The organism is Streptomyces sp. NPDC101178 (assembly GCF_044767965.1).
GTDB lineage: Bacteria > Actinomycetota > Actinomycetes > Streptomycetales > Streptomycetaceae > Streptomyces.
Genome location: NZ_JBIWOZ010000017.1, coordinates 19,590 through 45,481 on the forward strand (window position 1 = coordinate 19,590; position 25,892 = coordinate 45,481).

Genomic DNA, 25,892 nt, shown 5'->3' on the forward strand with positions numbered 1-25,892 from the left:
TGGCGCTGTCCCCCGACTGTCACAGGCCTGTCACAGGGGCGGTTGTGGCCGTGCCCGGCAGCCGTCGCGGCCGTGTGCGGGCAACGGGAGCGGGCCACAGGTCGAACTGAAGCGCCACCATGGGCCAGAATGACGCTCGTGCCTTTCCTGTTGCTGATCGAGGACGACGACGCCATCCGCACGGCCCTCGAACTCTCGCTGTCACGCCAGGGCCACCGTGTGGCCACCGCGGCGACGGGAGAGGACGGCCTGGAGCTGCTGCGCGAGCAGCGGCCCGACCTGGTCGTGCTGGATGTGATGCTGCCCGGGATCGACGGTTTCGAGGTGTGCCGGCGGATCCGCCGCACCGACCAGCTGCCGATCATTCTGCTGACCGCGCGCAGCGACGACATCGACGTCGTGGTGGGACTGGAGTCCGGCGCGGACGACTATGTGGTCAAACCCGTCCAGGGCCGGGTGCTGGACGCCCGGATCCGGGCGGTGCTGCGCCGCGGTGAGCGTGAGTCGACCGACTCGGCGACCTTCGGCAACGTGGTCATCGACCGCTCCGCCATGACCGTCACCAAGGGCGGTGAGGATCTGCAGCTCACGCCGACCGAGCTGCGGCTCCTGCTGGAGCTGAGCCGCCGGCCCGGCCAGGCCCTCTCCCGCCAGCAGCTGCTGCGGCTGGTGTGGGAGCACGACTACCTCGGTGACTCGCGGCTGGTGGACGCCTGTGTGCAGCGGCTGCGCGCCAAGGTGGAGGACGTACCGTCCTCGCCGACCCTGATCCGTACGGTACGGGGCGTGGGCTACCGGCTGGACTCTCCTCAGTGACCGAACGCGCCAAGCGGTCCCTGCGGGCGGGGCTGCGCTGGACCAGTCTGCGGCTGCGGCTCGTCGTGGTGTTCGCGCTGGTGGCGCTCACGGCGGCGGTGTCCGCCTCGGGGATCGCGTACTGGCTCAACCGCGAGGCCGTGCTGACCCGTACGCAGGACAGCGCGCTCGACGACTTCCGGCGGCAGATGCAGGACACCGCGGCGGCGCTGCCGGTGCGGCCCACCAAGGACGATCTCCAGCGGGCCGCCGGGCAGATGGCCTCCGGCGGTCCCGGCTACGACGTGCTGCTGGTGGACGAGCGCGAGCGCGGCAAGCCGATCGTCGGCTTCTCCGACCTGGACACCTTCACCCGGGACGACGTACCGGAACCGTTGCGGCAGCAGGTGGCCCGCAAGCAGCCGCTGACCTCGAACAACGAGCACGAGTACCACCTGTTCTGGCAGCGTACGAGCATCGCGGGCACGCCGTACCTCGTCGCCGGTACGCGGATCATCGGCGGCGGACCGACCGGGTACATGCTCAAGTCCCTGGACCAGGAGCGGCAGGACCTCAACTCGCTGGCCTGGTCGCTCGGGATCGCCACCACGCTCGCGCTGATCGGCTCGGCGCTGCTGGCGCAGGCGGCCGCGACGACGGTGCTGCGGCCGGTGCAGCGGCTCGGTGACGCGGCCCGCAAGCTGGGCGAGGGCAAGCTCGACACCCGGCTCACGGTCTCCGGTACGGACGAACTCGCCGATCTCTCCCGTACGTTCAACAGGACCGCCAGCTCGCTGGAGAAGAAGGTCGCGGACATGAGCGCGCGGGAGGAGTCGAGCCGGCGGTTCGTCGCGGACATGTCCCACGAGCTGCGCACGCCGCTGACCGCGATCACGGCGGTGGCCGAGGTGCTGGAGGACGAGGCGGACAGCCTCGACACGATGATCGCGCCCGCCGTGCACCTCGTGGTGAGCGAGACCCGGCGGCTGAACGACCTGGTGGAGAACCTGATGGAGGTGACCCGCTTCGACGCGGGCACCGCGCGCCTGGTCCTGGACGACGTGGACGTGGCCGACCAGGTCACCGCGTGCATCGACGCCCGGGCCTGGCTGGACGCGGTGGACCTGGACGCGGAGCGCGGCATGATGGTCCGGCTCGACCCGCGCCGGCTGGACGTGATCCTGGCCAACCTGATCGGCAACGCGCTCAAGCACGGCGGTTCGCCGGTGGGCGTCCGGGTGCGGACGGAGGGCGAGGAGCTGGTCATCGAGGTACGCGACCACGGTCCGGGCATCCCGGAGGAGGTGCTGCCGCACGTCTTCGACCGCTTCTACAAGGCCAGTGCCTCCCGGCCGCGTTCGGAGGGCAGCGGTCTCGGCCTCTCCATCGCGATGGAGAACGCGCACATCCACGGTGGTGACATCACGGCCGCCAACTCGGCGGACGGCGGCGCGGTGTTCGTGCTGCGGCTGCCGCGTGACGCGTCGAAGCTCACCGGCGGCGGGGCGGACGGCTCCGTCGGGCGTGACGGCGGGCCTCGGGACGGCGACGACAGTGAGGACGGTGGGGCGTCATGACCGGTGCGTTCCGGCCGATGGGGCGCGCCCCGCGACGGCGCGCCGCCGTCGCCGTGCTGGGTGCCGTCCTGACGGTGGCCGCGCTCGCCTCCGGGTGCGGGATCCGGACGACGTCCGTGCCCGTGGACGCCGGGGCCGCGCCGTCCCGGGTGCCGTGCAAGCTGCCGTCGGCGAATGTCACGACCCGGGCGCCGGACAGTGTGGCGGCGCCGGTGTACCTGGTGTGCGCCTCGCAGCTGGTGGCCGTGGACCGGCCGGTGCCGAGCGGCAGGGCCGGTGGTGCCGACCGGCTGGTGGCCGCCCGCGCGCTGCTGGACCAGGTGCGGCAGGCGCCGCCGGAGAGCGAGCGGCGGGCCGGGTTCTCCACGGCGGTCCCGGCGGGGCTGCGGCTGGAGCCCTCCCGCGCCGGCGACCCGGCGGGCGCCCTGCGGCTGAGCAGCCAGCCCGAGGACCTCTCGGAGGAGGCGCTGGCGCAGCTGGTGTGCACGTACGCGGAGAACGAGGCGCTGGTCACCAAGGGCTCGGTGGTCCTCGGCGGGCCCGGCGACTACCGGCCGCGCGGCTATCTCTGCACCTCGCAGACGAAGGCGCGGCCGCAGGACGGGACGGTTCCGGACGTGCTCGTACGGGGCTGAGGGCGCGGGCGGGCCACGGGAGGGAACCGCTGCCCACCTGCTGGTACGGGACCGCGGGCAGGCCGCGGGACGGAACCGCTGACCACCTGCCCGTACGGGAGCGGGTGCGCCGTTCCGTACGGCCTCCGGCGAAGTCGCGGAACCGATCCGGCCGGTCGTGGCGTCTTGGTGGACGTGCGTCAAGGTTCGGACGGTCAGACCGTCATCCGCTTCCGCGCGGCGGGGGTCACTCTCCTCCTCGCACATCTGCTGCTCGTCGGGTGGCTGACGCTGCGCCCGCTGGACGTTCCGTGGATCACCGCCGCCAACTTCGAGCCGCTCGCCTCCATCAGAGCCGATCTCGCGCTGGGCCCGTCCGAGGCCGTACGCCGGATCGGCGGGGCGCTGCTGCTGCTGGCCCCGCTCGGGGTGCTGCTGCCGATGGCCGGCGGCCGGATCTTCGTCTCGCACTGGGTGTCGCTGCTGCGGACGATGGCGGCCGGGGCGCTGATCTCGCTCGCCATCGAGCTGGGCCAGACCGGGGTGCCGGGCCAGGTGGTCGACATCGACTCGGTGCTGCTGAACACCGTCGGCGTGGTCCTGGCCCATCTGCTGGTCGTCCCGGTCTGCCGGGCCCGCCTGCGCCGCCGGGGCGTGCCGGGCGTACGGGACCTTCCCAGGTACCGGCAGGAGACCCTGCCGCGGGACGAGGCCCCTGGGGGTTCGACCCCGACGATTACCAGGGTCGGCATCGCCCCGTAGAGCGATGCTTTGTCCCTCTTCGCCAACGCATCATGGATACATCGGGAGCAGCACAGAACGGCTCCCGGCTTCCCGGCGGAGCAGGACACGGACAGGTCCCGCTCCCACCGCTACGGTTCGCGAAGGAGCCCACCATGGCCGCACTGGTCCGCCCCACCGAAGGACGCATGATCGGCGGTGTCTGCGCGGGTCTGGCACGGCGCTTCGGCACCTCGGCCGCCACGATGCGCGTCATCTTCGTCGTCTCGTGCCTGCTGCCCGGCCCGCAGTTCCTGCTGTATCTGGCCCTGTGGGCGCTGCTGCCCGCGGAGAAGTCCTCCTCGTCCGCGACGGCCTGGTGACGCGACCGGCCGAGGCGGCCTCGTACATGACCGTGGGGGGGGCCCCCCCCGGCCCGGGGGGGCCCCCCCCCGGGGGGGGGGGGGGGGGGGGGGGCCGCCGGGGGGGGGTGGGGGCCGGGGGGGGGCGCGGGCCGGGGTCGCCGCCCCCCCCGCCCGCGCCGCCGGGGTGCCGCCCCCGGCCGCGGGGCCCTCTAACTCCCGGGGGGGCCCCCCCCCGGGCGGGGGGGGCCCCCCCCACATGCGTGCTCAGGTGCTGCGGTCAGCCGCCGAGCGGGATGCCGTTGGCGGTGAGGCCCTGGGTCGGCAGTCCGCCGAGCAGGCCGGTGACCGGGGCGGCCGCGTCGGTGGCCTCGCCGCCGAGGACCTTGTCGACGGTCTGCTGGACCGGTGCGTTCTGGGCCGCCGTGGCGACGCCGTCCAGTGCCATGGTGGAGACGGGGAGCGCACCGGCCACGGAGTCGAGCGGCAGCGAGGGGGCGGCGGAGGCGCTGCCGGCGGCGGCAGCGGCGAAAGCGGCACCGAGAGCGGCGACACCGAGAGTCTTGGCAGCGGTCTTCTTCATGAAGAATTCATCCTTGGGGAAGGGGATGTGAGCGGCTCTGCAAGTTAGTCATCCCGCCGCCCCGACCGCAAACATGCCGACACGCGAAAAATGGCCGGGATTTCGCATCCCGGCCATCTTCCCCGCGTCGAACAGACGCCGAACGTCAGCTCGCGGCGGCGGCAGATCCGCTGGTCACAGCGGTCTGCCGGAAGAGCCACTCGGACTTCAGCTCGGCATAACCGGGCTTGACGACCTCGTTGATCATCGCGAGACGTTCGTCGAAAGGAATGAAAGCTGATTTCATCGCATTGACGGTGAACCACTGCATGTCGTCGAGCGTGTATCCGAATGCCTCGGTCAGCAGCTCGAATTCCCGGCTCATGCTCGTCCCGCTCATGAGGCGGTTGTCCGTGTTCACGGTGACGCGGAAGTGCAGCTTCCGCAGCAGCCCGATCGGGTGCTCGGCGTACGAGGTGGCGGCGCCGGTCTGGAGGTTGGACGTCGGGCACATCTCCAGCGGGATGCGCTTGTCCCGTACGTAGGAGGCGAGGCGGCCGAGAGCGACCGAGCCGTCCGCCGCGACCTCGATGTCGTCGATGATCCGGACGCCGTGGCCGAGCCGGTCGGCGCCGCACCACTGGAGGGCCTGCCAGATCGACGGCAGGCCGAAGGCCTCGCCCGCGTGGATCGTGAAGTGGTTGTTCTCCCGCTTGAGGTACTCGAACGCGTCGAGATGGCGGGTGGGAGGAAAGCCGGCCTCGGCGCCCGCGATGTCGAAGCCGACGACGCCCTGGTCGCGGTAGCTGTTGGCGAGCTCGGCGATCTCCAGCGCGCGGGCCGCGTGGCGCATCGCGGTGAGCAGGGCGCCGACGCGGATGCGGTGGCCGTTGGCGCGGGCGATGCGCTCGCCCTCGCGGAAGCCCGCGTTGACCGCCTCCACGACCTCTTCGAGGGTCAGCCCGCCCTCCAGGTGCTGCTCGGGGGCGTACCGGATCTCCGCGTAGACGACGCCGTCCTCGGCCAGGTCCTCTGCGCACTCGGCGGCCACCCGGAAGAGCGCGTCGCGGGTCTGCATGACGGCGCAGGTGTGGGCGAAGGTCTCCAGATACCGGGGCAGCGAACCGGAGTCGGCGGCCTCGCGGAACCAGACGCCGAGCTTGTCGGCCTCGGTCTCGGGGAGGGACGCGTAACCCTGGGCGCGGGCCAGCTCGATGATCGTGCCCGGGCGGAGGCCGCCGTCGAGGTGGTCGTGGAGCAGCACCTTGGGGGCGCGCCGGATCTGGTCGGAATCAGGGACATTCAGGGTCTGGCTCGTCATCTGGGCACTGTAGCGCCTACGCGCGTAGAGCGCTTGTCGGCGCCTTCCGTCGATGCGTAACAGTGACCGGAAAGTCGGGTGGAGTACACCTGCTCTTCTGAGACTGTTCTGTCATGGCACAGCGCGCACTCCCCCTGCCTGCCGCCAGGCTGGGACGGGCCGTCTCGACGGCCGGAGCACCATACGAGGTCAGCGGCGTGGTCCTGCTGCTCCCGGACGGCGAGCCCGACTCGCGGCGCCGTCCATCATCCCTGTCGTACGCGATACAGCTGCCGTTCGCCCGTGCGCTGGCGCGCGCCGGGGAGGGCGACGGTCTTGCGGTACACGTCCTGCGCTACCGCCACCGGGGCTGGAACGACACCGACGCGCATCCGGCGGAGGACGCGGCCTGGGCGGCCGACGAGATCCAGCGGCGGTACGGGGACGTGCCCGTCTGCCTGGTCGGCCACGGCATGGGCGGCCGGGCGGCGCTGCGGGCCGCCGGGCACGGGTCGGTCAACTCGGTCCTGGCGATGGCCCCGTGGCTGCCGGAGCACGCGGCCGCCGAGCCGGAGCCGGTGAAGCAGCTGGTGGGGCGGCGGGTGCTGATCGTGCACGGCACCAACGACGAGCGCACGGACCCGGAGCTGTCGTACCGGCTGGCCGAGCGCGCGAAGAAGTCCAACCGGGACACCTGCCGCTTCGAGGTCCACTCGGACGGCCACGCGCTCCGCCAGCACCGCTCCGAAGTGGTGGCGCTGGCAGCCGACTTCGTCCGGGGTTCGCTCTTCGCCCGCTCCTACGCACGCCCGGTCAAGGACGCGCTGGCCGCGCCGCCGCCGCTGGGTCTGCGGATGCCGCTGGCGGCCGGGTTCGGGCGGTCGCTGCGGCACTGAACGCCGTACGGCATCAGGCCGTAGGTCCGCCTCCCGGCCGCCGCACCAGCAGCACCGACCCCACGACGGCGGCGAAGGTGACACCCATCAGGCTCGGGCGTCCGGACGGCGTGGAGAAAAGCGACGAGGAGGAACGATTCACCGGGCCATTCTCGCGTGCCGGTCGGCTCTCCCCTCCTCTCAGGTTCCGGTACGCAGGTCAGTCCGGCAGCAGGTTCCCCCGGCGCGAGAGCAGGAACCGCTTGAACGCCGCGACCGGCGGGGTGTCGGGGTGGCCGTCCAGCCAGGCGACCCCGATCTCACGGACCGCGCGCGGGGCGGTGACCGTCAGCTCGACGACGCCGGGTCTGGCCACCGCGGGCGGTGGCAGCAGGGCCACCCCGAGCCCGGCGGCGACCAGGCCGCGCAAGGTCTCGGCCTCCTCGCCCTCGAAGGCGACGCGCGGCGTGAAACCGGCCTCCGCGCAGAGGTCGTCGGTGATGCGGCGGAGCCCGTAACCGGGTTCGAGGGTCACGAACGTCTCGTCGGCGGCCTCCGCGAGGCGGATGCGGCGGCGGGCGGCGAGGCGGTGGTCGTCGGGGACCACCAGGCGCAGGCGCTGTTCGTCCAGGCGGCGGGTGACCAGGTCGGGGGCGTCGGGGACGGGTGAGGTGAGGCAGAGGTCGAGGCCGCCCGCGCGGAGGCGTTCGATCATGGCCTCGCCGTAGTTCTGGACGAGCTGGAAGCGGACCTTCGGGTGGTCGGCGCGGAAGGCGCGGATCAGGGCGGGGACGGTCTCCGAGCCCATCGTGTGCAGGAAGCCGAAGGAGACCCGGCCCGTGGTGAGGTCGGCGTCCGCCCGGACCGCGTCGGCGGCCTTCTCCACCTCGGCCAGGGCGCGTTCGGCGGAGGTGAGGAAGGTGCGGCCGGCCGGGGTGAGCGAGACGGTGCGGCCCTTGCGGGCGAACAGGGCGACGCCCAGGTCCGCTTCGAGCCGGACCATGGCCCGCGAGAGCGTGGACTGCGGGACGCCGAGCTCGTGTGCGGCGCGGGTCACATGCTCGTGGCGGGCGACGGCCTCGAAGTACGCGAGGCGGGGAGCGAGGACGGCCCGGATGTCTTCTTCGTAACTGCTCGGTGACAGCCGAGGCTGTGAGCTGCGTTGATGCGCCATGGGATCGATTATGGCGGTTTCGTGCATTGGACGCATGAAACGTGGCGCTCTACGTTCGACGTATGCCTCCCGCCGATACCGGGGCATCCACCGTCGTCGTGGATGCCTCTGCCCCGTCGTCCCCCGTCATCACCTCCCGCGCCGCCGCGCCGGCCTCTGCCGAGCGGCTGGAGCCCGGCCGCCCCGGCTACCGCAAGATGAGCTTCGCGCTCTTCGCCGCGGGTCTCGCCGCCTTCGCCCTCCTCTACTCCACCCAGGCCCTGCTGCCCGCGATCTCCGCCTCGTACGGTGTGAGCGCCGGCCAGGCGAGCTGGACGGTCTCCGCGGCGACCGGCGCGCTGGCGCTGTGCGTGCTGCCGCTGAGCGCCCTGTCGGAGCGGTTCGGGCGGCGGCAGATGATGACGGCCTCGCTGACCGTCGCGGTCCTGGTCGGGATGCTGGTGCCGTTCGCGCCCTCGATCGGCTGGCTGATCGCGCTCCGGGCCATCCAGGGCGCGGCGCTCGCCGGGCTTCCGGCCTCCGCGATGGCGTATCTCGCCGAAGAGGTCCGGCCCAAGGCGCTGATCGCCGCGATCGGGCTGTTCGTCGCGGGCAACAGCATCGGCGGTATGAGCGGCCGCATCCTCACCGGGTGGGTCGCGCAGGCCTGGGGCTGGCGCGCGGCGCTCGCGGCGGTCGGGCTGCTGGCGGTGGCGTGCGCCGTCGCCTTCCACTTCCTGATCCCGAAGGCCCGTAACTTCACCCCCGGCACCCTCAACCCGAAGGCGCTCGCGAAGACCGTCGCCACACACCTGGGCAATCCGCTGCTGGTCCGGCTGTACGCGATCGGCGCGCTGTTCATGACGGTGTTCGGCGCGGTCTACACGGTGATCGGCTTCCGGCTGGTCGAGGAGCCGTTCTCGCTGCCGCAAGGCATCGTCGGGTCGATCTTCCTGGTCTACCTGGTCGGTACGGTCTCCTCCGCCGCGGCCGGACGGCTGGTGGCCCGGCTCGGCCGGCGGGGCGCGCTCTATCTCGCGGTCTCGACCACGGCGGCCGGGCTGCTGCTCTCGCTGTCGGAGTCACTGGCCGCCGTGCTGCTGGGGCTGGTGCTGATCACGGCCGGGTTCTTCGCCGGGCACGCGGTCGCCTCGTCCTCGGTGAGCCGGACCGCCACGACGGGCCGGGCGCAGGCGTCGGCGCTCTACCAGTCGGCGTACTACCTGGGCTCCAGCGCGGGCGGCACGCTGGGCGCGGTCGCCTTCCACGCGGGCGGCTGGGCGGCGACGGTGGCGCTGGGGCTGCTCGCGGTGCTCGGCGTCGTCTCCGTCACGCTGTACGGGACCCGGGTGGCGCGGGCCGAGCGGCGGGCACTGGTGCCGGCGGCACGCTAGCTCGACGGGCCCGAACCGGAGGTCGTAATTCCGGCTATGCCGGAACGCGACGCAACCGAGACCTGCCCCGTGCAACCACTCCTCCCCTTCGCGCGTCTACCAGACGTAGCCACAAAACTACTGTGGGCGAAGGGGAGTTGGGGGACATGGGTGTGAAGGGATACGTATCCGGAGGGCGGCTGCGGCGCGGGGTGGCGCTCTCCGTGGCGGGGCTGGTGGCGGCACCCGCCCTGGTCCTGGGCACCGGCACCACGGCCCAGGCGGCCTCCTGCTCCACCTCCACCGGGCCGTACCAGAAGCAGGTCGAGAAGTTCCTGAAGCGGCCCGTGGACGGCAAGCAGTCGGCGGCCGACTGCAAGGCGATCCAGAAGTTCCAGAAGGCCCACGGGATCACCCCGACCATCGGGTACGCCGGGCCGCTGACCTGGCGCACGATGAACACGATGCTCGCGCAGAAGGCGGCCGGGAAGAACCCGAACAAGGCCGGGAAGTGTCCCACCAACAAGGGCCGCATCGCCTGCGTCGACCTGACCCGGCAGCTGAGCTGGATCCAGGACGGCAAGAAGCTGACGTACGGACCGGTGCCGGTGCGGACCGGGCGGGACGGCGCGGAGACGCGTACCGGCGCCAAGAAGGTCTACTGGCGCAACATCAACCACTGGTCGACGATCTACAAGGTGTGGATGCCGTACTCGCAGTTCTTCGACGGCGGCCAGGCGTTCCACTCGGTCACCAAGTCCATGTACAACCCGCCGGGCTCCGGCGGCTGCGTCAACATGCGCCCCGCCGACGCGAAGGCATACTGGAAACTGCTGAAGAACGGCGACGACGTGTACGTGTACGGGCGCAAGCCCGGGACCTGATCGACGCGGGCCGTAGGCCTCTTTCCACCCCTGCTGTCAGTGCCCTGCGGTAGCTTCCGACGTACCGGGTGACGGAGGCCGCGGCGCGGCCGCGCGACAGGGGTGGAGCGATGAGCGATCTGACCACGACGACGGCCACGGACGCGGGGGCGGGGGCCGAAGGGGCCGGGGACGGCGGTGTCGATGCCCGGCTCGAAGGCCATCGCACCGAGCTGACCGGGTACTGCTACCGGATGCTCGGCTCCGCGTTCGAGGCCGAGGACGCGGTGCAGGACACCCTGGTGCGGGCCTGGCGCAACTTCGACAAGTTCGAGGGCCGCTCGTCCCTGCGCTCCTGGCTCTACCGGATCGCCACCAACGTCTGCCTGGACATGCTGAGCGCGGGCAACAAGCGGGCCCGCCCGGTCGATCTGACCGGCCCGACCCCGCTCGCCCAGGCCGCGCTCAGCCCCCGGCCGGAGAACGTCTGGCTGGAGCCGATGCCGGACGGCCGCATCCTGCCGACCGTCCAGGACCCGGCGGAGGCCGCCGTGGCGCGGGAGTCGGTGCGCCTGGCGTTCGTCGCCGCCCTCCAGCACCTGCCGCCCAAGCAGCGGGCCGTGCTGATCCTGCGCGAGGTGCTCGCCTGGAAGGCCGCCGAGGTCGCCGAGCTGCTGGAGACCTCCGTCGCCTCGGTGAACAGCGCCCTCCAGCGGGCCCGCGCCACGCTGACCGAGCAGGAGGGCCGGGTTCCGGACGCGGCCGACCCGCTCGACGAGGAGCAGCAGAAGCTCCTGGAGCGCTATGTGAAGGCGTTCGAGGGATACGACATGGCCGCTCTGACCGCGCTGCTCCACGAGGACGCGGTGATGACGATGCCGCCGTTCGACCTGTGGCTGCGGGGCACCTCGGACATCACGGGCTTCATGACGACCATCGGCGCGGCGTGCGCGGGCTCCCGGCTGGTGCCGGTGGCGGTCAACGGCTCCCCGGGCTTCGCGCACTACAAGCCCGATCCGGAGGGGTCCGGCTTCGTGCCGTGGGCGGTCCAGGTCATCGACGTCCAGGACGGGGCGGTGTCGGGGATGCACTGCTTCCTGGACGTGGAGCGCTGGTTCCCGCTGTTCGGGCTGCCGGACCGGCTTCCGGCGGTGACGGAGACCGGCTGAACCGTTACGGATGCGGGCTGACCGGGCCGGCGGGCTCAACGGGCCGGCCGGTCACAGCCCCGGGCTCACCGGGCCGGTCCGTCACGGCCCCGGCACCCGCTCCTCCGGCCCCTCCACTCCCGGCCCCTCCACGCCCTGCCCCTCCAGCGCCACCACGTCCGCCAGCCCCACCAGGTCCAGCAGGCCCTGGAGTTCGGGCCCGACCCGGCGCAGCCGTAGCTGCCGGCCGGCCCGGCGGGCGACCAGCGCCAGCCGGGCCACCGCCTCCACCAGCGCCAGGTCCGCCCGCTCGACGCCGCCCACGTCGCACTCGACCGGAGCGGCCCGTCCGGCCGGGTCGTTCAGCAAGGTCTCCAGCTCCGCGCAGAGGGCCGGTACGGCGTCACGGGTGACGCGTCCGGTGACGGTGAAAACGATCGGATTCATGGCTGCCACAACGGGAGGACCGGTCGGCTGACCGAAACTCATCGCGTCGGAGGCAGGATTCCGGCCAGAGAGACCCAACTCACAACTCGTACACATCTCTTGCGAACCTCTTCACGTTTTTCTCCCTCTAGGTTGTGTGAACGGTTCAGAGGAACCGCCTCATTCTCCAGGGGGAGAGTTGCGCAGACACGTGAAGAGGGCAGGGGTCCCGGCTGTCGCCGCGGCCGCCGCCGTCGCACTCGCCGCGGGCATGACCACGCCCGCCGCCGCACAGCCGTTTTCGCCCGCAGCCGTGGCCAAGGCGGCCTCCGGCGCCACGGGCAAGGCCTCGCACCAGCTGACGCTGGTCACCGGCGACCGGGTGTCGGTGGACGCCAAGGGCCGGGTCGTGGGCTTCCAGCCCGCCGAGGGACGCGACGGCATCCCGGTGCACAAGCAGATACGTGACGGGCGCACGCTCGTCATACCCGCCGACGCCCAGCGGCTCATCGCCTCCGGCAAGCTCGACCGGCGGCTCTTCGACATCACCGAGCTGAACCGGCCGGAGAACCGCCGGGCCCAGAAGAAGGACCTGCGGCTCATCGTCAGCTACCGGGGCGCGCAGAGCGCGCAGGCAGCGGCGAAGGCGGAGGTCCGGGACGCGGGCGCGACCAGGATCGGCCGGAGCCTGACCTCGCTGAACGCCCAGTCGGTCGCGACGCCGAAGGCGGACGCCCCGGACCTGTGGCAGGCGCTCACCAGCGAGCGGACGGGGAACGCCCAGCGCACCACCGCGGCCGGCATCGACCGGATCTGGCTGGACGGCAGGCGCAAGGCGACCCTGGACCGCAGCGTCGCCCAGATCGGGGCGCCGACCGCCTGGAAGGCCGGTTACACCGGCAAGGGCGTCAAGATCGCGATCCTGGACACCGGCGTGGACGGCACCCACGCCGACCTCAAGGGCAAGATCGTCGCGGCGAAGAACTTCACCAAGTCGCCCGACCTCAAGGACCGCATCGGTCACGGCACCCACGTCGCCTCGACCGCCGCCGGCTCGGGCGCCAGGTCCGGCGGGAAGTTCAAGGGTGTCGCGCCGGACGCACAGCTCCTGGCGGGCAAGGTCCTCGGCGACGACGGGTTCGGCGACGACTCCGGCATCCTCGCCGGGATGGAGTGGGCGGTCGCGCAGGGCGCCGACATCGTCAACCTGAGCCTCGGCGGCATGGACACCCCCGAGGTGGACGCGCTGGAAGCCGCGGTCAACAAGCTCTCGGCCACCAAGGGCGTCCTGTTCGCCATCGCGGCGGGCAACGAGGGCAGCGCAGCGGGCACGGTCGGCTCGCCGGGCAGCGCGGACGCCGCGCTGACCGTCGGCGCGGTCGACGTGAACGACAAGCTGGCGAGCTTCTCCAGCCGTGGCCCGCGCGTCGGCGACAGCGCCATCAAGCCCGACGTCACGGCCCCCGGGGTCGCCATCACGGCGGCCTCCGCCCCGGGCTCGGAGATCGCCAAGGAGGTCGGTGAGAACCCGGCCGGCTATCTGACGATCGACGGTACGTCGATGGCCACGCCGCACGTCGCGGGTGCCGCGGCCCTGCTCAAGCAGCAGCACCCGGAGTGGACGTACCAGCAGCTGAAGAACGTGCTGGCGTCCTCCACCAAGCCGGGCGCCTACACACCGTTCCAGCAGGGCACGGGCCGGATCGCGGTGGACCGGGCGCTGACCCAGACCGTGGTGAGCGAGGAGGTCTCGGTCAACCTCGGGGTGCAGCAGTGGCCGCACACCGACGACGTCCCGGTCACCAAGCCGGTCACCTACCGCAACCTCGGCACGACGGACGTCACGCTCGACGTGACGGTCGCCGGCACCGGCCCGAAGGGCAAGCCCGCTCCGGCCGGCTTCTTCACCCTCGGCGCCTCGCAGGTCACCGTGCCCGCGGGCGGCACAGCCACCGTGGAGCTGACGGCCGACACCCGGCTCGGCGGCGCCGAGGTGGGCTCGTACTCCGCGTACGTCGTGGCCACCGGCGGCGGCCAGACCGTCCGCACCGCCGCCGCGGTCGACCGCGAGCGCGAGTCGTACGACGTCACGCTGAAGGCCGTCAGCCGCACCGGCAAGGCCGCGCCCGCGGCCGACGCCGAGCTGGACGGCCTGAGCGCGAGCGCCGAGGGCTCCTGGTACACGTCCGCCTTCAAGAACGGTGTGGCCACGGTCCGCGTGCCCAGGGGCACCTTCGTGCTGAACGGCAGCGTCGTCACGGACCCGAAGAGGAAGTACGACGTCGACTGGCTCGTCCAGCCGAAGCTGAGCATCACGAAGAACACGACGATCACGCTGGACGCGCGGAGGACCAAGCCGGCCGCCATCACCCTGCCGGTGAAGGGGACCACGCTCCGCGGCATCGAGACCGAGTACACGGTCGCGACCAAGGACTACGACACCACCTACGGCTGGGCGGTCGGCCCCAAGGGGACGCTCCGCACCGCGCACATCGGCCCGAAGATCACCGACGGTTCGCTCAGCCAGCGGTGGGCCGGCAGCTGGAACAAGGGCGCGGGCGACTACAACATCGCGTTCGGCGGCAAGGTCACGCAGTTCGCCACGGGCGTCAGCCGTACGTACAAGGCCAACCAGTTCGCCACGGTGAAGCTGACCATGGGCGTCGGCGCGGTCAAGAAGAAGACCGGCGAGGTCTGGCCCATCGCCGAGCTGCCGGGCGGTTACGGGATGTACGGCGCGCCCGCCCGCCAGGCGCTGCCCGGCGTCCGTACGGTCCGCCTCGCCACCAGCGACAAGGCCCGCTGGGCCCTGGAGTTCGCGCAGATCGGCGGCAAGGACAAGCAGGGCTACCCGATCTACGAGTCGGCCTACTCCCTCGGGAACCCCGCCACCTACAAGGGCGGCAAGTCCTATACGAAGACCGTGAACACCGGGGTCTTCGGCCCGCGGCTGGCCGGTTACGACGGCATCTACCGCGAAGGCAACGAGATCGCCGGCTTCGTCCCGCTGCTGGCGGACGGCAGGGGCAACGACGGCGCGCCGGAGTTCTCCTCGGTCACCACGGTGCTGCACCGCAACGGCAAGAAGTACGCCCAGACCAAGGACCCGCTCCAGGGCTGGGACTACTTCACGGTCCCGGCGGGCAGCGCCGACTACCGGCTCAGCTCGTCGGTGCGGCACACGGCGAAGATCAGCGCCCTCTCCACCCGGGTGGACGTCAGCTTCACCTTCCGCTCCAAGAAGGCGTCCACGAAGCTCCCGGCCTCCACCGTCCGCTTCACGCCTGCCCTGACCACCGACGGCCGCGCCACGGCGGGCCGGACCGTCTCCGTGCCGGTGACGGTGCAGGGTTCGGCCGCCGGGAAGAACCTCAAGTCGCTGGCGACGTACGTCAGTTACAACGGCGGCAAGACCTGGAAGAAGGTCACCGTGAAGAAGGGCAGGATCACGGTGAAGAACCCGGCGAAGAACAAGGCCATCTCCTTCGCCGCCAACCTCACCGACAAGAAGGGCAACAAGTCCACGGTGCGGATCTACAACGCGTACCTGGGCAAGTGACCGCCTACGAGCGGTAGTCGACCTCGCACAAACGGCGGCCCGCCGCACGGAGATCCCCTCCGCGCGGCGGGCCGCTCGCGTGGATTCGATGACGTGAGGCGTCAGCTGACCGGGAAGACACCGGTGTCCAGGTCGAGCCCGAAGGGTTCGGGAAGGCTGATCTTCCCGCCGTACTCGACCGTCTCCAGCACCCGGTACGTGCCGCCTTTCGGCTCCCCGTAGAGCGTCGCGGTCGGGCGGCCGGAGTGCCAGGGGTCCAGGAGCAGGAACAGCTCCACCCCGGCCTTGGCGTAGCCGTTGACCTTGCTGACGCGGTCGTGGTTGGCGTTGGCGCGGGAGGTGATCTCGACGACGAGGCGGGCCTCGGCGGCGGGGACCTGGTGGCCCGGCCCGGAGAGCACCTCGCGGGGCACGACGACGAGGTCGGGGATGTAAAGCCCGCCCCGGCCCGGCAGCGAGACACCGAGGGTCTGATAGATCCCCCAGTTCCCCGGGATGACGGTGTAGAGGCTGCGCTGCAGCAGCTCCGCAGTGACGTTGTGGTCCGTGGACGGTGGCGGCGACACGGTGACGATCTCCTCGATGATCTCCACCTTGCAGCCCTCGGGTGCGTCCGTCTCCTCCCAGATCCGGACGATGTCGTCCCAGTCCTGGCCGTGGCCCGGCACGGGATCGACGGTGAGTGCGCTCATGGCGGTCTCCTCTATCGGTACGTCACCGAGTCCAGCATGCCGAACGGGACCGGCGGCAGTCCACCGGTCCCGTTCACCCGTACGGGGAAACCGCAGGTCAGGCGATACGTTCCCGCACCACCGGCAGCGGGGCGAACGACGTGCCCGCCGGGGAGATCTCGTACGCGTCCGGCAGCGCCTTCAGCGCGTAGTCGAACTTCTCCGGGGTGTCCGTGTGCAGCGTCATCAGGGGCTGGCCCTCGGAGACGGTGTCGCCGGGCTTGGCGTGGAGTTCGACGCCCGCGCCCGCCTGGACCGGGTCCTCCTTGCGGGCGCGGCCGGCGCCGAGGCGCCAGGCGGCGACGCCGACGTCGTACGCGTCCAGGCGGGTGAGGACGCCGGAGGCCGGGGCCGTGACGATGTGCTGTTCGCGGGCGGTGGGGAGCGTGGCGTCCGGGTCGCCGCCCTGGGCCGCGATCATGCGGCGCCAGACGTCCATCGCGGAGCCGTCGGCCAGGGCCTTCTCGGGGTCGGCGTCCTTCAGCCCGGCCGCGTCCAGCATCTCGCGGGCCAGGGCGAGGGTCAGGTCGATGACGTCCCTCGGGCCGCCGCCCGCCAGGACCTCGACCGACTCCCGTACCTCCAGCGCGTTGCCCGCGGTGAGGCCGAGCGGGGTCGACATGTCGGTGAGCAGGGCGACCGTACGGACACCGCTGTCGGTGCCGAGGGCGACCATGGTGGAGGCCAGTTCGCGGGCGTCCTCGATGGTCTTCATGAAGGCGCCGGAGCCGACCTTGACGTCCAGGACGAGTGCGCCGGTGCCTTCGGCGATCTTCTTGGACATGATCGAGCTGGCGATGAGCGGGATCGCCTCGACGGTGCCGGTGACATCGCGCAGCGCGTACAGCTTCTTGTCGGCGGGGGCGAGGCCGTCACCGGCGGCGCAGATGACCGCGCCGGTGGTGTCCAGGACGTTCAGCATCTCCTCGCCTGTGATGTGAGCCCGCCAGCCCGGGATGGACTCCAGCTTGTCCAGCGTGCCGCCGGTGTGGCCGAGGCCCCGGCCGCTGAGCTGCGGTACGGCGGCGCCGCACGCGGCGACCAGCGGGGCCAGCGGCAGGGTGATCTTGTCGCCGACGCCGCCGGTGGAGTGCTTGTCGGTGGTGGGGCGGGAGAGCGCCCGGAAGTCCATCCGCTCGCCGGAGGCGATCATCGCGGCGGTCCAGCGGGCGATCTCGGTGCGGTTCATGCCGTTGAGCAGGATCGCCATGGCGAGGGCGGACATCTGCTCGTCGGCGACCTCGCCGCGGGTGTACGCGTCGATGACCCAGTCGATCTGCTCGGGGGTCAGCTCGCCTCGGTCCCGCTTGGTGCGGATGACGGAGATGGCGTCCATGGGAGTCCTTCCGGCCGGTGCGTACGCAAGAGTTCGATGGCGACTCTACGCGCATAGAGAGAGGGAGAGGGGGAATGGCGGTGGCCCTTCCGGGAGGGAAGGGCCACCGGGGTTTCGGATCAGCCGAGGTGCTGCGGGCCGAACGACTGCGGCAGCATCGCGTCCAGCGTGCGCAGCCCGTCGGGCGTCTCCAGGAGGAGTCCGGGGCCGCCGAACTCGTACAGGAGCTGCCGGCACCTGCCGCACGGCACCAGGATGGACCCGGTGCCGTCCACGCAGGTGAAGTGGGTCAGCCGGCCGCCGCCGGTCGCCTGGAGCGTGGAGACCAGGCCGCACTCGGCGCAGAGCGAGAGGCCGTAGGAGGCGTTCTCGACGTTGCAGCCGGTGATCGTGCGGCCGTCGTCCACCCGGGCGGCGACACCGACCGGGAAGCCCGAGTAGGGGGCGTACGCCCGGGACATCGCGTCCCGGGCCGCCTTCCGCAGGGCCTCCCAGTCGGACTCGCCGAAGGGGGCGGCGGGGCTCTCGGAGGCGGGCGAGGTCACTTGCCCTCGCCCTTCCGATAGGGCACGCCGTCCGCCTTCGGCATCCGTAGCCGCTGTGCGGAGAGCGAGAGGACCAGCAGCGTGGTGACGTACGGAGCGGCGTCGACGAACTGGCTCGGCACCTGGTCGGTCAGCAGGTACCAGGTGAACAGCAGCGCCGAGACGGCCGCCGAGATCACCGCGGCGACGTACTTCTTCTTGTAGAGCTGCCAGAACACCGCGATGACCAGCAGGATCGCCAGCAGGAGCAGCATCGCGTGGACGTTCTCCGCGCCGCCGCGCAGCTTGAGGCTGTCGGTGAAGCCGAAGAGTCCGGCGCCCAGCGCCATGCCGCCCGGCATCCAGTTGCCGAAGATCATGGCGGCGAGGCCGATGTAGCCGCGGCCGCCGGTCTGGCCCTCCTGGTAGATGCCGGTGGCGACGATCGCGAGGAACGCGCCGCCGAGGCCCGCGAGCCCGCCGGAGATGGTGACGGCGATGTACTTGTACTTGTACACGTTGACGCCGAGCGTCTCGGCGGCCACCGGGGACTCACCGCAGGAGCGCAGCCGCAGCCCGAACGAGGTGCGCCACAGGATCCACCAGGTGGCCGGGATCAGCAGCAGCGCAAGCAGCGTCAGCAGCGAGAGGCCGGTGACCAGGCCGCCGATGATGCCCGCGATGTCGGAGACCAGGAACCAGTGCTGTTGCTGGAGGTCCTGCATCCAGTCCGAGAGCCCGGGGATGGTGATCTTGTCGATCGGGTCGATGCGCGGGGACTGCTTGGAGGAGCCGCCCTGCACACCGTCGAAGGCGAAGTTGGAGAGGTAGCGGGTGACGCCGACGGCGAGGATGTTGATCGCCACACCGGAGACGATGTGGTTCACGCCGAAGGTGACGGTGATGATCGCGTGCAGCAGACCGCCGAGGCAGCCGCCGATGATGCCGAAGAGGACGCCCATCCACGGGCCCCACTGGAATCCGGCCCAGGCGCCGAACCAGGTGCCGAGGATCATCATGCCTTCGAGGCCGATGTTGACGACGCCCGCGCGCTCGGCCCAGAGGCCGCCGAGTCCGGCGAGGCCGATCGGTACGGCGAGTTCCAGCGCGCCGGCGACCTGGCCGACCGAGGTGATGTCCTCCGCGCCGCTGATCAGGCGGACGATCGAGACGAGGGCGAGGCCGCCCGCGATGATGAGCAGGACGACGGGCAGGGTGAGCTTGCGGCGGCCGCCCTTCTTGGGGGCGTGGCGTGCGGCGATGGCTTTGCTGGTGCTCACAGGGCCGCCTCCTTCTCGGTCTTGATGGCGTGGCCGGCGGCGAGCTCCTCGCCCACCTTCTGCTGCTGGCGGCGGACGCCGTAGCGGCGCACCAGCTCGTAGGAGACGACGACCGAGATCACGATCAGGCCCTGCATGATCGTGGCGATCTCCTTCTCGTACCCGTACTGGTCGAGCGAGGCCGACGACTTGTCGAGGAAGGCGATCAGCAGGGCGCTCAAGGCGATGCCGAGCGGGTTGTTGCGGCCCAGCAGCGCGATGGTGATACCGGTGAAGCCGATCCCGGTCGGGAAGTCGAGGCTGTACGTGTGGGTGTCGCCGAGCAGCGTCGGCATGCCCGCGAGGCCCGCCACCGCGCCGGAGATCAGCATCGAGGTGAGGATCATCTTCCTGGCGTCCACACCGGAGGCCTGCGCGGCGCTCTCGCTGGCGCCGGTGGCGCGCAGGTCGAAGCCGAAGCGGGTGCGGTTGAGGATGAACCAGTAGAGCAGGCCGCAGCCGGCCGCGACGAAGGTGAAGCCGTAGATCTCGCCGCCGTCCCCCATCGGCAGACCCGGGAACCAGCCGGACTCGGCGATCTCACCGGTGGTGAGGTTGTTGGAGCCCGCGGGCTGCTCGCCGAAGTTCTTCGGCAGGATCAGCCAGGCGATCAGCGCGGTGGCGATCGAGTTGAGCATGATCGTGGAGACGACCTCGCTCACCCCGCGGGTCGTCTTCAGGAAGCCCGCGATCCCGGACCAGAAGGCGCCCACCAGCATCGCGACGATCACGATCAGCGCGATGTGCAGCGGGCCCGGCAGGCTGACGCTCGCGCCGACCAGCGCGGACATCATGGCGGCGAGGCGGTACTGGCCGTCGACGCCGATGTTGAAGAGGTTCATCCGGAAGCCGACGGCTACCGCCAGAGCGGCGAGGTAGTACGTGCCGGCCTGGTTGACGATCAGGACCTGTACGTCGACGTAGCTCGCCGACTCGAACATGATCCGGTACGGCTCGAACGGGTTGCGGCCGGAGGCCAGCAGCACCACGGTCGTCAGCGCGAGGGCCACGACCAGGGCGAGCACCGGGCCGGCGAGGCCCAGGATCAGCCGGTCCTTGTCGAATTTCTTCATCGGGCCTCGTCCTCCGAGCCTTCGAGGTGACCGGTGGCGGCGCCGGTCATGGCCGAGCCCAGTTCCTCCGGGGTGATGGTGGCCGGGTCGGCGTCGGCGACCAGCCGGCCGCGGTACATGACGCGCAGGGTGTCGGAGAGCCCGATCAGCTCGTCCAGGTCGGCCGAGATCAGCAGGACGGCCAGTCCTTCGCGGCGGGCCTCGCGGATCTGGTCCCAGATCTGCGCCTGCGCGCCGACGTCCACGCCACGGGTGGGGTGGGCGGCGATCAGGAGCTTGGGCGCGTGGCTCATCTCGCGGCCGACGATCAGCTTCTGCTGGTTGCCGCCGGAGAGCGAGGCCGCGGTGACCTCGATGCCGGGGGTGCGGACGTCGTACTCGCGCACGATCCGCTCGGTGTCGGTGCGGGCCGCCTTGTTGTCCAGCAGCCAGCCGCGGCTGTTGGGCTTCTCGGTGACGTGGCCGAGGATGCGGTTCTCCCAGAGCGGGGCGTCCAGCAGGACGCCGTGGCGGTGCCGGTCCTCGGGGATGTAGCCGATGCCGGCCTCGCGCCGCTTGCGGGTGGGGGCGTGCGAGATGTCGTCGGTGTCGAGCGTGATCACGCCGCCGTCCGGGTCGCGCATCCCGATCAGGGCCTCGATCAGCTCGGTCTGCCCGTTGCCCTCGACGCCGGCGATCCCGAGGACCTCGCCCTTGTGGATGGTGAAGTCGACACCCGCGAGGACGTCGCGGACGGTGCCGTCGGGGTCGGTGACCGTGAGCGCGAGATCCCGCACGCGCAGCATGGGCACGTCGGTGACGGTGGACTCGCGGGTCTCCGGCGACGGCAGCTCGCTGCCGACCATCAGCTCGGCGAGCTGCTTGGTCGTGGTGGTGGCCGGATCGGCGGTGCCCACCGTCGTACCGCGGCGGATCACCGTGATGTCGTCGGCGACCGACAGCACCTCGCCGAGCTTGTGCGAGATGAAGATGACGGTCAGGCCCTCGGCCTTGAGCTCGCGCAGGTTGGCGAAGAGCGCGTCGACCTCCTGCGGCACGAGGACCGCGGTCGGCTCGTCCAGGATCAGGATGCGGGCGCCCCGGTAGAGGACCTTGAGGATCTCCACGCGCTGCCGGTCGGCGACCCCGAGGTCCTCGACGAGCGCGTCGGGCCGGATACCGAGCCCGTACGCGTCGGAGATCTCCTTGATCTTCTTCCGGGCGCCGGCGCCGATGCCGTACAGCTTCTCGCCGCCGAGGACCACGTTCTCCAGGACGGTGAAGTTGTCGGCGAGCATGAAGTGCTGGTGCACCATGCCGATGCCGCGCTCGATGGCGTCGCCCGGGTTGGAGAAGGAGACCTGCTCACCGTTGATGGCGATGGTGCCCTCGTCCGGCTTCTGCATGCCGTAGAGGATCTTCATCAGGGTGGACTTGCCGGCACCGTTCTCCCCGACGAGGGCGTGCACGGTGCCCTTGCCGATGGTGATGTCGATGTCGTGGTTGGCGACGACGCCGGGGAAGCGCTTGGTGATGCCGTGCAGTTCCACGGCGGGGGGGCTGCTGGACGCGTTGATGACGCACTCTCCTTGGCCGGACAGGAGCGGGGGCGGAGGGGCTGAGGGGGCTCTGGTGAGCGGGGTGAAGTTATCGCGCCGGAGGGCCGTCTACACGCGTAGAGCTGCCGAATCGTGAAACACAGGCGCACGTCACAGTCCGGACGCGGGGTCCGGGACCGGTGGGAGAGCGCTGCGACAGGCGGATCTTCTTCGGTGCTGCGTTGGTGGTGCTGAGGGTGCGACTGCTCTGCGGGTGCCGCTGAGGACCCCGCTCCGGTTACCGGAGAGGGCCCGGCGGCCCTGCCCGTCCGCCGGCGCCGGGGTGCGGCGGGGCAGACGGGACAGGGCCTGGGAAACCAGCCGGAGAACCGGACTCGTCAGCGAGGTGAGGAGACGTTACGGAGCGGTCTTGACGGTGATCTTGCCGTCGATGATCTCCTGCTTGGCCTTGTCGACCGCGGCGATGACGTCCTTCATGTCGGCGAAGGCCGGGTTGGACATCGACAGCGCGACGCCGTTCTTGTCCAGGCCGTAGCGGATCTCACCGGACTGCGGCTTGCCGTCCTGGACCGACTTGATCAGGTTGAAGACGGCGTCCTCGATGTCCTTCGTGACCGAGGTCAGGATGGACTCCTTGTAGTTGGCGAGACCCGCCTGGTTGTACTGGTCGGAGTCGACGCCGATGTTCCACTTCTTCGCCTTGGAGGCGGCCTCGATGGCACCGGAGCCGGCCAGGCCGGCGGCCGAGTAGATCACGTCGGCCTTCTTGTCGAGCTGGCCCTGCGCGGCGGCCTTGCCGAGGTCGGGCTTGGAGAAGCCGTCGAAGTTCGGCGGCTGGGTCAGGTACTGCGGGAGCACCGTCACCGACGGGTCGGTGTCCTTGACGCCCTGGGCGTAACCGGCCTCGAACTTCTTGATCAGCGGGGTCTCGACACCGCCGATGAAGCCGACCGTCTTCGTCTTGGTGACCTTGGCGGCGGCGACGCCGGCGAGGTAGGAGCCCTGCTCCTCGTTGAAGACGATGTTGGCGATGTTCTTGGCGGTCACCGAGGCGTCGTCGATGATCCCGAAGGTGGTCTTCGGGAACTTCGGCGCGACCTTCTTGATGGCCGGCGCGTAGGCGAAGCCGACGCCGATCACCGGGTTGTTGCCGGCGCGGGCCAGCTCGGTGAGGCGCTGCACCTTGTCGGCGTCGCTCTCACCGTCGGACGGCTCGGCCTCGTTGCCGTCGACGTCGAGGTCCTTCTCCGCCTTGGCGAGTCCGGCGTAGGCGGCGTCGTTGAACGACTGGTCGCCGCGGCCACCGATGTCGTACGCGATGGCGGCCTTGTCTCCACCGTCGGAACCGGCGTCCGACGACGTTTTTCCGCCACACGCGGTGGCGGAGAGCGCGAGGGCGGCTGACGCTACGCCCACGGTGGCAATCCTGGTGATCCGGCGCAAGGGAGGCTCCTTCAAACCTGACCGAAGCGCCTCTTCCGGCGCTGGTTTCGCGGCGATCGTAACGCGCGTAGATGTCAGATAAGAGCACGTACGGAAGCCGTTATCGGATCGTCGCGAACAGAAGGGGTTACGCACGTCCATGCATGGACCGCGAACAGTTCGTGAAGGTGAGCCTAAGAGCCTCCGGCCAGCAGGGCGGCGGCCGTGAACAGCTCGACGCCCACGGTGATGGCCTCCTCGTCCACGTCGAAGTTGCCGCGGTGCAGGTCCAGACCGCGCGTGTCGCCGGGCGGCCGGACCCCCAGGCGGGCCATGGCTCCCGGGACCTGCTCCAGGTACCAGGAGAAGTCCTCGCCGCCGAGGCTCTGCTCGGTGTCCTCGATCGCATACGAACCGCGGCGCTCGGTCATCGCCGCGTCCAGCAGCCCGACGGACTCGGCGTCGTTCACCACGGGCGGCACGCCCCGTACGTAATTGATCACGGTCTTGGCCCGATGCATTCCGGCCACCTCGTCCACGGCGGCATGCACCAGGTCGGCCGCGTCCCGCCAGGCGTTCAGGTCGAGGCAGCGGACCGTGCCGGAGAGCTCGGCGTGCTGCGGGACGACGTTGGGGGCGTGGCCGGTGTGGAGGCGGCCCCAGGTGAGGACGAGGCCGGAGCGGGCGTCGACGCGGCGGGAGAGCAGCGCGGGGACGTCCACGGCGACCCGGGCGGCGGCGGTGACCAGGTCGGTGGTGAGGTGCGGGCGGGCGGTGTGGCCGCCGGGGCCGTCGAGCGAGATCTCCAGCCGGTCGCAGGCGGAGGTGATGGGGCCGATGCGCAGCCCGATCGTCCCGACGTCCACCTTCGGGTCGCAGTGGACGGCGATGATCCGCCCGACGCCCTCCAGCACCCCGGACTTGATCGCGCTGAGCGCGCCGCCCGGCATGACCTCCTCTGCGGGCTGGAAGACCAGGCGCACCGCGTTCGGCAGGAGCCCCTTCCGGTCGAGCTCGGCGAGGACCAGGCCGGCGCCGAGCACGGTGGTGGTGTGGACGTCGTGGCCGCAGGCGTGGGCCCGGTCGGGCACGGTGGACCGGTAGGGGACGTCCACCTTGGTGTCCGGGATCGGCAGCGCGTCGATGTCGGCCCGCAACGCCAGCATCGGCGTCACACCGTCCCACTCCCCCACGTCGCAGACGAGCCCGGTCCCCACATCCAGTACCCGCGGCTTGAGCCCGGCCTTCTCCAGCCGGTCCTTGATCGCGGCGGTGGTCCGGAACTCCTGGTTGCCCAGCTCGGGGTGCATGTGCAGATCCCGGCGGAAGGCGATCAGCTCGGCCCGGAGCTCGTCACCGAGCCTGCCGGGCAGCCCACCTCCTCCCGGCTGGTCGACCAGGTCTTCGGGGCGGGCGGCGCGGGACTTCAACTGGTTCACCTGGTCAAGCGTAGGCCCCTTCACCCATCAACTGGCCACTGATCAACAAAACTTCAGCCGCACAGGGGAACAAAAGGCGGCGTGGAGCGTGTGACGGATCGTGACAGTGGGTATCAACGTGGGTTTCGGTGACGGTGGTGGAGACCCGCTACGCGTGGACCGTCGACGTCAGCCGCTGCACCCCCCGGGCCGTCTCCGTGACCCCGCTCAGGAACCCCTGCGCGCGCGGGGAGGCCGTCGTTCGGAGCCACTCCGGGGCGATGTCGCAGACCGCGACGTTCACGCCGGTGCCGGACAGGGCCAGCGGGAGGGTGTGGACCACCGTGGAGGGGAAGCTGACCACCGTGTGGCCGATGGGGCCGCGGCGGGCGATGAGTTCCAGGGGGAGGTCCGGGCGGACGATCTCCAGGCCGGTGGCGGCCTCCAGGGCGTGGAGCTTCTCGGCGGACTCGCGGCGGTGGGCGAAGTAGCGGGTGGCGCCGTGGGTGCGGGCCAGGGCCGCGACCGCCTCCTGGTACGGGACCGGGTCGACCACCCCCGTCTCCACGAGGGACGTCCCCACCAGGTCCGCACCCCTGCCGACGCTCGGCGGGCCGAAGCGGGCGCGGGTCCAGGCGAAGGTGTTGGCGGTGACGGTGACCCCGGGCGGCGGCTCGACCGGCATCGCGGTGAAGACCTCCACCTCGTGCCGGGCCGTCGGTGTGAAGCGGCGGCGCGCGGTGGCCGTGACCGGGGCCAGGAGCAGCTCGCGCGGACCGCCGCGGCCCTTGCGGTGCCAGCGGGTCAGCCGCTCGCCCCGGGCCAGCTGGGTGACGAACTCCATGGTCGCCGTGCCGTCGTCGACCACCGTGAGGCGCTCGGCGCGGACCAGGGTCAGCAGGAGCTGCACATAGCGGGAGAACGGGTCGCCGATCACGATGTGATCCGCGCGCCTGACCAGTCCGGCCAGCGCGCGCAGGGCCTTGAGAGGCGCGCCGGAGTCCCCGCGCGCCTCCTGCCAGCGGACGGTGATGCCCTCGTCGCGGGCCAGCTCCGCCATCCTGCGCAGCTGGCCGCGCGACATCGGGTCGACCGGGGGGAGGACGACGACCGTGGTGCCGGCCGGGTCGTCTCCCCCCATGGCGTGGGTCCACTCCAGGACGTTCAGGAGCTGGACCGGGCTCTCGACGAAGGCGAGGTTCAC

At 71.2% G+C, this 25,892-nt stretch carries 23 protein-coding genes; 10 read left to right on the forward strand and 13 right to left on the reverse strand.

The window, feature by feature from the left end; translation table 11 throughout:
* Nucleotides 1-138 precede the first annotated feature (138 nt).
* The 5 genes from afsQ1 to ACIRR8_RS32050 all read left to right on the forward strand — a co-directional run bounded on the left by afsQ1 (nt 139) and on the right by ACIRR8_RS32050 (nt 4,089).
* Complete coding sequence (gene afsQ1, locus ACIRR8_RS32030; protein WP_078533099.1) at nt 139-816, forward strand: two-component system response regulator AfsQ1; 678 nt, start codon at nt 139-141, stop codon at nt 814-816.
* Complete coding sequence (locus ACIRR8_RS32035; RefSeq protein WP_404071431.1) at nt 813-2,372, forward strand: ATP-binding protein; 1,560 nt, start codon at nt 813-815, stop codon at nt 2,370-2,372. The genes afsQ1 and ACIRR8_RS32035 overlap by 4 nt, the downstream gene beginning before the upstream one ends.
* Nucleotides 2,369-3,007: a hypothetical protein gene (locus ACIRR8_RS32040; protein WP_404071433.1), complete on the forward strand. Its 639-nt coding sequence runs from the start codon at nt 2,369-2,371 to the stop codon at nt 3,005-3,007. Before ACIRR8_RS32035 ends, ACIRR8_RS32040 begins: the two co-directional genes overlap by 4 nt.
* Nucleotides 3,008-3,175: 168 nt before the next feature.
* Nucleotides 3,176-3,748, forward strand: a complete 573-nt coding sequence (locus ACIRR8_RS32045; protein WP_404071435.1) for a VanZ family protein — start codon at nt 3,176-3,178, stop codon at nt 3,746-3,748.
* Nucleotides 3,749-3,882: 134 nt separating this feature from the next.
* Complete coding sequence (locus ACIRR8_RS32050; protein WP_404071437.1) at nt 3,883-4,089, forward strand: PspC domain-containing protein; 207 nt, start codon at nt 3,883-3,885, stop codon at nt 4,087-4,089.
* Between the two features lie 259 nt (nt 4,090-4,348).
* Here the strand turns inward: ACIRR8_RS32050 and ACIRR8_RS32055 are convergent, their stop codons facing one another.
* Nucleotides 4,349-4,651 carry a hypothetical protein gene (locus ACIRR8_RS32055; RefSeq protein ID WP_404071439.1) on the reverse strand — a complete coding sequence of 101 codons (303 nt, stop codon included), beginning with the start codon at nt 4,649-4,651 and terminating at the stop codon, nt 4,349-4,351.
* Nucleotides 4,652-4,796: 145 nt separating this feature from the next.
* Complete coding sequence (locus tag ACIRR8_RS32060; protein ID WP_404071441.1) at nt 4,797-5,951, reverse strand: adenosine deaminase; 1,155 nt, start codon at nt 5,949-5,951, stop codon at nt 4,797-4,799.
* 113 nt (nt 5,952-6,064) lie between these two features.
* On the opposite strand from ACIRR8_RS32060, the gene ACIRR8_RS32065 reads away from it, so the two are divergent.
* Complete coding sequence (locus tag ACIRR8_RS32065; protein ID WP_404071443.1) at nt 6,065-6,826, forward strand: dienelactone hydrolase family protein; 762 nt, start codon at nt 6,065-6,067, stop codon at nt 6,824-6,826.
* 199 nt (nt 6,827-7,025) lie between these two features.
* Here ACIRR8_RS32065 and ACIRR8_RS32070 read toward each other — a convergent pair whose 3' ends face one another.
* Nucleotides 7,026-7,979 carry a LysR family transcriptional regulator gene (locus ACIRR8_RS32070; RefSeq protein ID WP_404071445.1) on the reverse strand — a complete coding sequence of 318 codons (954 nt, stop codon included), beginning with the start codon at nt 7,977-7,979 and terminating at the stop codon, nt 7,026-7,028.
* Nucleotides 7,980-8,041: 62 nt separating this feature from the next.
* Between ACIRR8_RS32070 and ACIRR8_RS32075 the strand changes: the two genes are divergently transcribed.
* The 3 genes from ACIRR8_RS32075 (at nt 8,042) to ACIRR8_RS32085 (ending at nt 11,363) form a co-directional block, all read left to right on the forward strand.
* Nucleotides 8,042-9,352 carry an MFS transporter gene (locus ACIRR8_RS32075; RefSeq protein WP_404071446.1) on the forward strand — a complete coding sequence of 437 codons (1,311 nt, stop codon included), beginning with the start codon at nt 8,042-8,044 and terminating at the stop codon, nt 9,350-9,352.
* Nucleotides 9,353-9,498: 146 nt separating this feature from the next.
* Nucleotides 9,499-10,215 (forward strand): L,D-transpeptidase family protein, encoded by a 717-nt coding sequence (locus ACIRR8_RS32080; protein ID WP_404071448.1) that lies wholly within the window; start codon nt 9,499-9,501, stop codon nt 10,213-10,215.
* Nucleotides 10,216-10,325: 110 nt separating this feature from the next.
* Nucleotides 10,326-11,363, forward strand: coding sequence for a sigma-70 family RNA polymerase sigma factor (locus tag ACIRR8_RS32085; protein WP_404071450.1), 1,038 nt, complete (start codon nt 10,326-10,328; stop codon nt 11,361-11,363).
* 81 nt (nt 11,364-11,444) lie between these two features.
* Here the strand turns inward: ACIRR8_RS32085 and ACIRR8_RS32090 are convergent, their stop codons facing one another.
* Entirely contained in the window at nt 11,445-11,789 is a 345-nt protein-coding gene (locus tag ACIRR8_RS32090) for a lipid asymmetry maintenance protein MlaB (protein ID WP_404071452.1), read from the reverse strand.
* A gap of 190 nt (nt 11,790-11,979) precedes the next feature.
* Between ACIRR8_RS32090 and ACIRR8_RS32095 the strand changes: the two genes are divergently transcribed.
* The gene (locus ACIRR8_RS32095; protein WP_404071454.1) at nt 11,980-15,327 is read left to right on the forward strand and encodes a S8 family serine peptidase; all 3,348 of its coding nucleotides are present in this window, start codon (nt 11,980-11,982) and stop codon (nt 15,325-15,327) included.
* 101 nt (nt 15,328-15,428) lie between these two features.
* Here the strand turns inward: ACIRR8_RS32095 and ACIRR8_RS32100 are convergent, their stop codons facing one another.
* From ACIRR8_RS32100 to ACIRR8_RS32140, 9 genes are all read right to left on the reverse strand, one after another.
* Nucleotides 15,429-16,019: a Uma2 family endonuclease gene (locus tag ACIRR8_RS32100; protein ID WP_404071455.1), complete on the reverse strand. Its 591-nt coding sequence runs from the start codon at nt 16,017-16,019 to the stop codon at nt 15,429-15,431.
* Between the two features lie 97 nt (nt 16,020-16,116).
* Complete coding sequence (locus tag ACIRR8_RS32105; protein WP_404071457.1) at nt 16,117-17,394, reverse strand: thymidine phosphorylase; 1,278 nt, start codon at nt 17,392-17,394, stop codon at nt 16,117-16,119.
* 119 nt (nt 17,395-17,513) lie between these two features.
* On the reverse strand, nt 17,514-17,939 hold the full coding sequence (locus tag ACIRR8_RS32110) for a cytidine deaminase (protein ID WP_404071459.1): 426 nt from the start codon (nt 17,937-17,939) through the stop codon (nt 17,514-17,516).
* Nucleotides 17,936-19,198 (reverse strand): ABC transporter permease, encoded by a 1,263-nt coding sequence (locus ACIRR8_RS32115; protein ID WP_404071461.1) that lies wholly within the window; start codon nt 19,196-19,198, stop codon nt 17,936-17,938. The genes ACIRR8_RS32110 and ACIRR8_RS32115 overlap by 4 nt, the downstream gene beginning before the upstream one ends.
* Nucleotides 19,195-20,310 (reverse strand): ABC transporter permease, encoded by a 1,116-nt coding sequence (locus ACIRR8_RS32120; RefSeq protein ID WP_404071463.1) that lies wholly within the window; start codon nt 20,308-20,310, stop codon nt 19,195-19,197. The genes ACIRR8_RS32115 and ACIRR8_RS32120 overlap by 4 nt, the downstream gene beginning before the upstream one ends.
* Nucleotides 20,307-21,890 carry an ABC transporter ATP-binding protein gene (locus ACIRR8_RS32125; protein WP_404071528.1) on the reverse strand — a complete coding sequence of 528 codons (1,584 nt, stop codon included), beginning with the start codon at nt 21,888-21,890 and terminating at the stop codon, nt 20,307-20,309. Before ACIRR8_RS32125 ends, ACIRR8_RS32120 begins: the two co-directional genes overlap by 4 nt.
* 354 nt (nt 21,891-22,244) lie before the next feature.
* The gene (locus tag ACIRR8_RS32130; protein WP_404071465.1) at nt 22,245-23,291 is read right to left on the reverse strand and encodes a BMP family protein; all 1,047 of its coding nucleotides are present in this window, start codon (nt 23,289-23,291) and stop codon (nt 22,245-22,247) included.
* Nucleotides 23,292-23,464: 173 nt separating this feature from the next.
* A complete protein-coding gene (locus ACIRR8_RS32135) occupies nt 23,465-24,700 on the reverse strand; it encodes an amidohydrolase (protein ID WP_404071529.1) in 1,236 nt (411 codons plus the stop codon).
* Between the two features lie 157 nt (nt 24,701-24,857).
* Nucleotides 24,858-25,892 (reverse strand): hypothetical protein, encoded by a 1,035-nt coding sequence (locus ACIRR8_RS32140; protein ID WP_404071467.1) that lies wholly within the window; start codon nt 25,890-25,892, stop codon nt 24,858-24,860.

Excerpts from the sequence above, each read along its gene's own strand:
- ACIRR8_RS32055 (WP_404071439.1), bottom strand. The coding sequence starts at position 4,651 with ATGAAGAAGACCGCTGCCAAGACTCTCGGTGTCGCCGCTCTCGGTGCC.
- ACIRR8_RS32090 (WP_404071452.1), bottom strand. The coding sequence starts at position 11,789 with ATGAATCCGATCGTTTTCACCGTCACCGGACGCGTCACCCGTGACGCC.
- ACIRR8_RS32120 (WP_404071463.1), bottom strand. The coding sequence starts at position 20,310 with ATGAAGAAATTCGACAAGGACCGGCTGATCCTGGGCCTCGCCGGCCCG.
- ACIRR8_RS32080 (WP_404071448.1), top strand. The coding sequence starts at position 9,499 with ATGGGTGTGAAGGGATACGTATCCGGAGGGCGGCTGCGGCGCGGGGTG.
- ACIRR8_RS32100 (WP_404071455.1), bottom strand. The coding sequence starts at position 16,019 with ATGAGCGCACTCACCGTCGATCCCGTGCCGGGCCACGGCCAGGACTGG.
- ACIRR8_RS32065 (WP_404071443.1), top strand. The coding sequence starts at position 6,065 with ATGGCACAGCGCGCACTCCCCCTGCCTGCCGCCAGGCTGGGACGGGCC.
- ACIRR8_RS32040 (WP_404071433.1), top strand. The coding sequence starts at position 2,369 with ATGACCGGTGCGTTCCGGCCGATGGGGCGCGCCCCGCGACGGCGCGCC.
- ACIRR8_RS32085 (WP_404071450.1), top strand. The coding sequence starts at position 10,326 with ATGAGCGATCTGACCACGACGACGGCCACGGACGCGGGGGCGGGGGCC.
- ACIRR8_RS32105 (WP_404071457.1), bottom strand. The coding sequence starts at position 17,394 with ATGGACGCCATCTCCGTCATCCGCACCAAGCGGGACCGAGGCGAGCTG.
- ACIRR8_RS32070 (WP_404071445.1), bottom strand. The coding sequence starts at position 7,979 with ATGGCGCATCAACGCAGCTCACAGCCTCGGCTGTCACCGAGCAGTTAC.
- ACIRR8_RS32060 (WP_404071441.1), bottom strand. The coding sequence starts at position 5,951 with ATGACGAGCCAGACCCTGAATGTCCCTGATTCCGACCAGATCCGGCGC.
- ACIRR8_RS32075 (WP_404071446.1), top strand. The coding sequence starts at position 8,042 with ATGCCTCCCGCCGATACCGGGGCATCCACCGTCGTCGTGGATGCCTCT.
- ACIRR8_RS32050 (WP_404071437.1), top strand. The coding sequence starts at position 3,883 with ATGGCCGCACTGGTCCGCCCCACCGAAGGACGCATGATCGGCGGTGTC.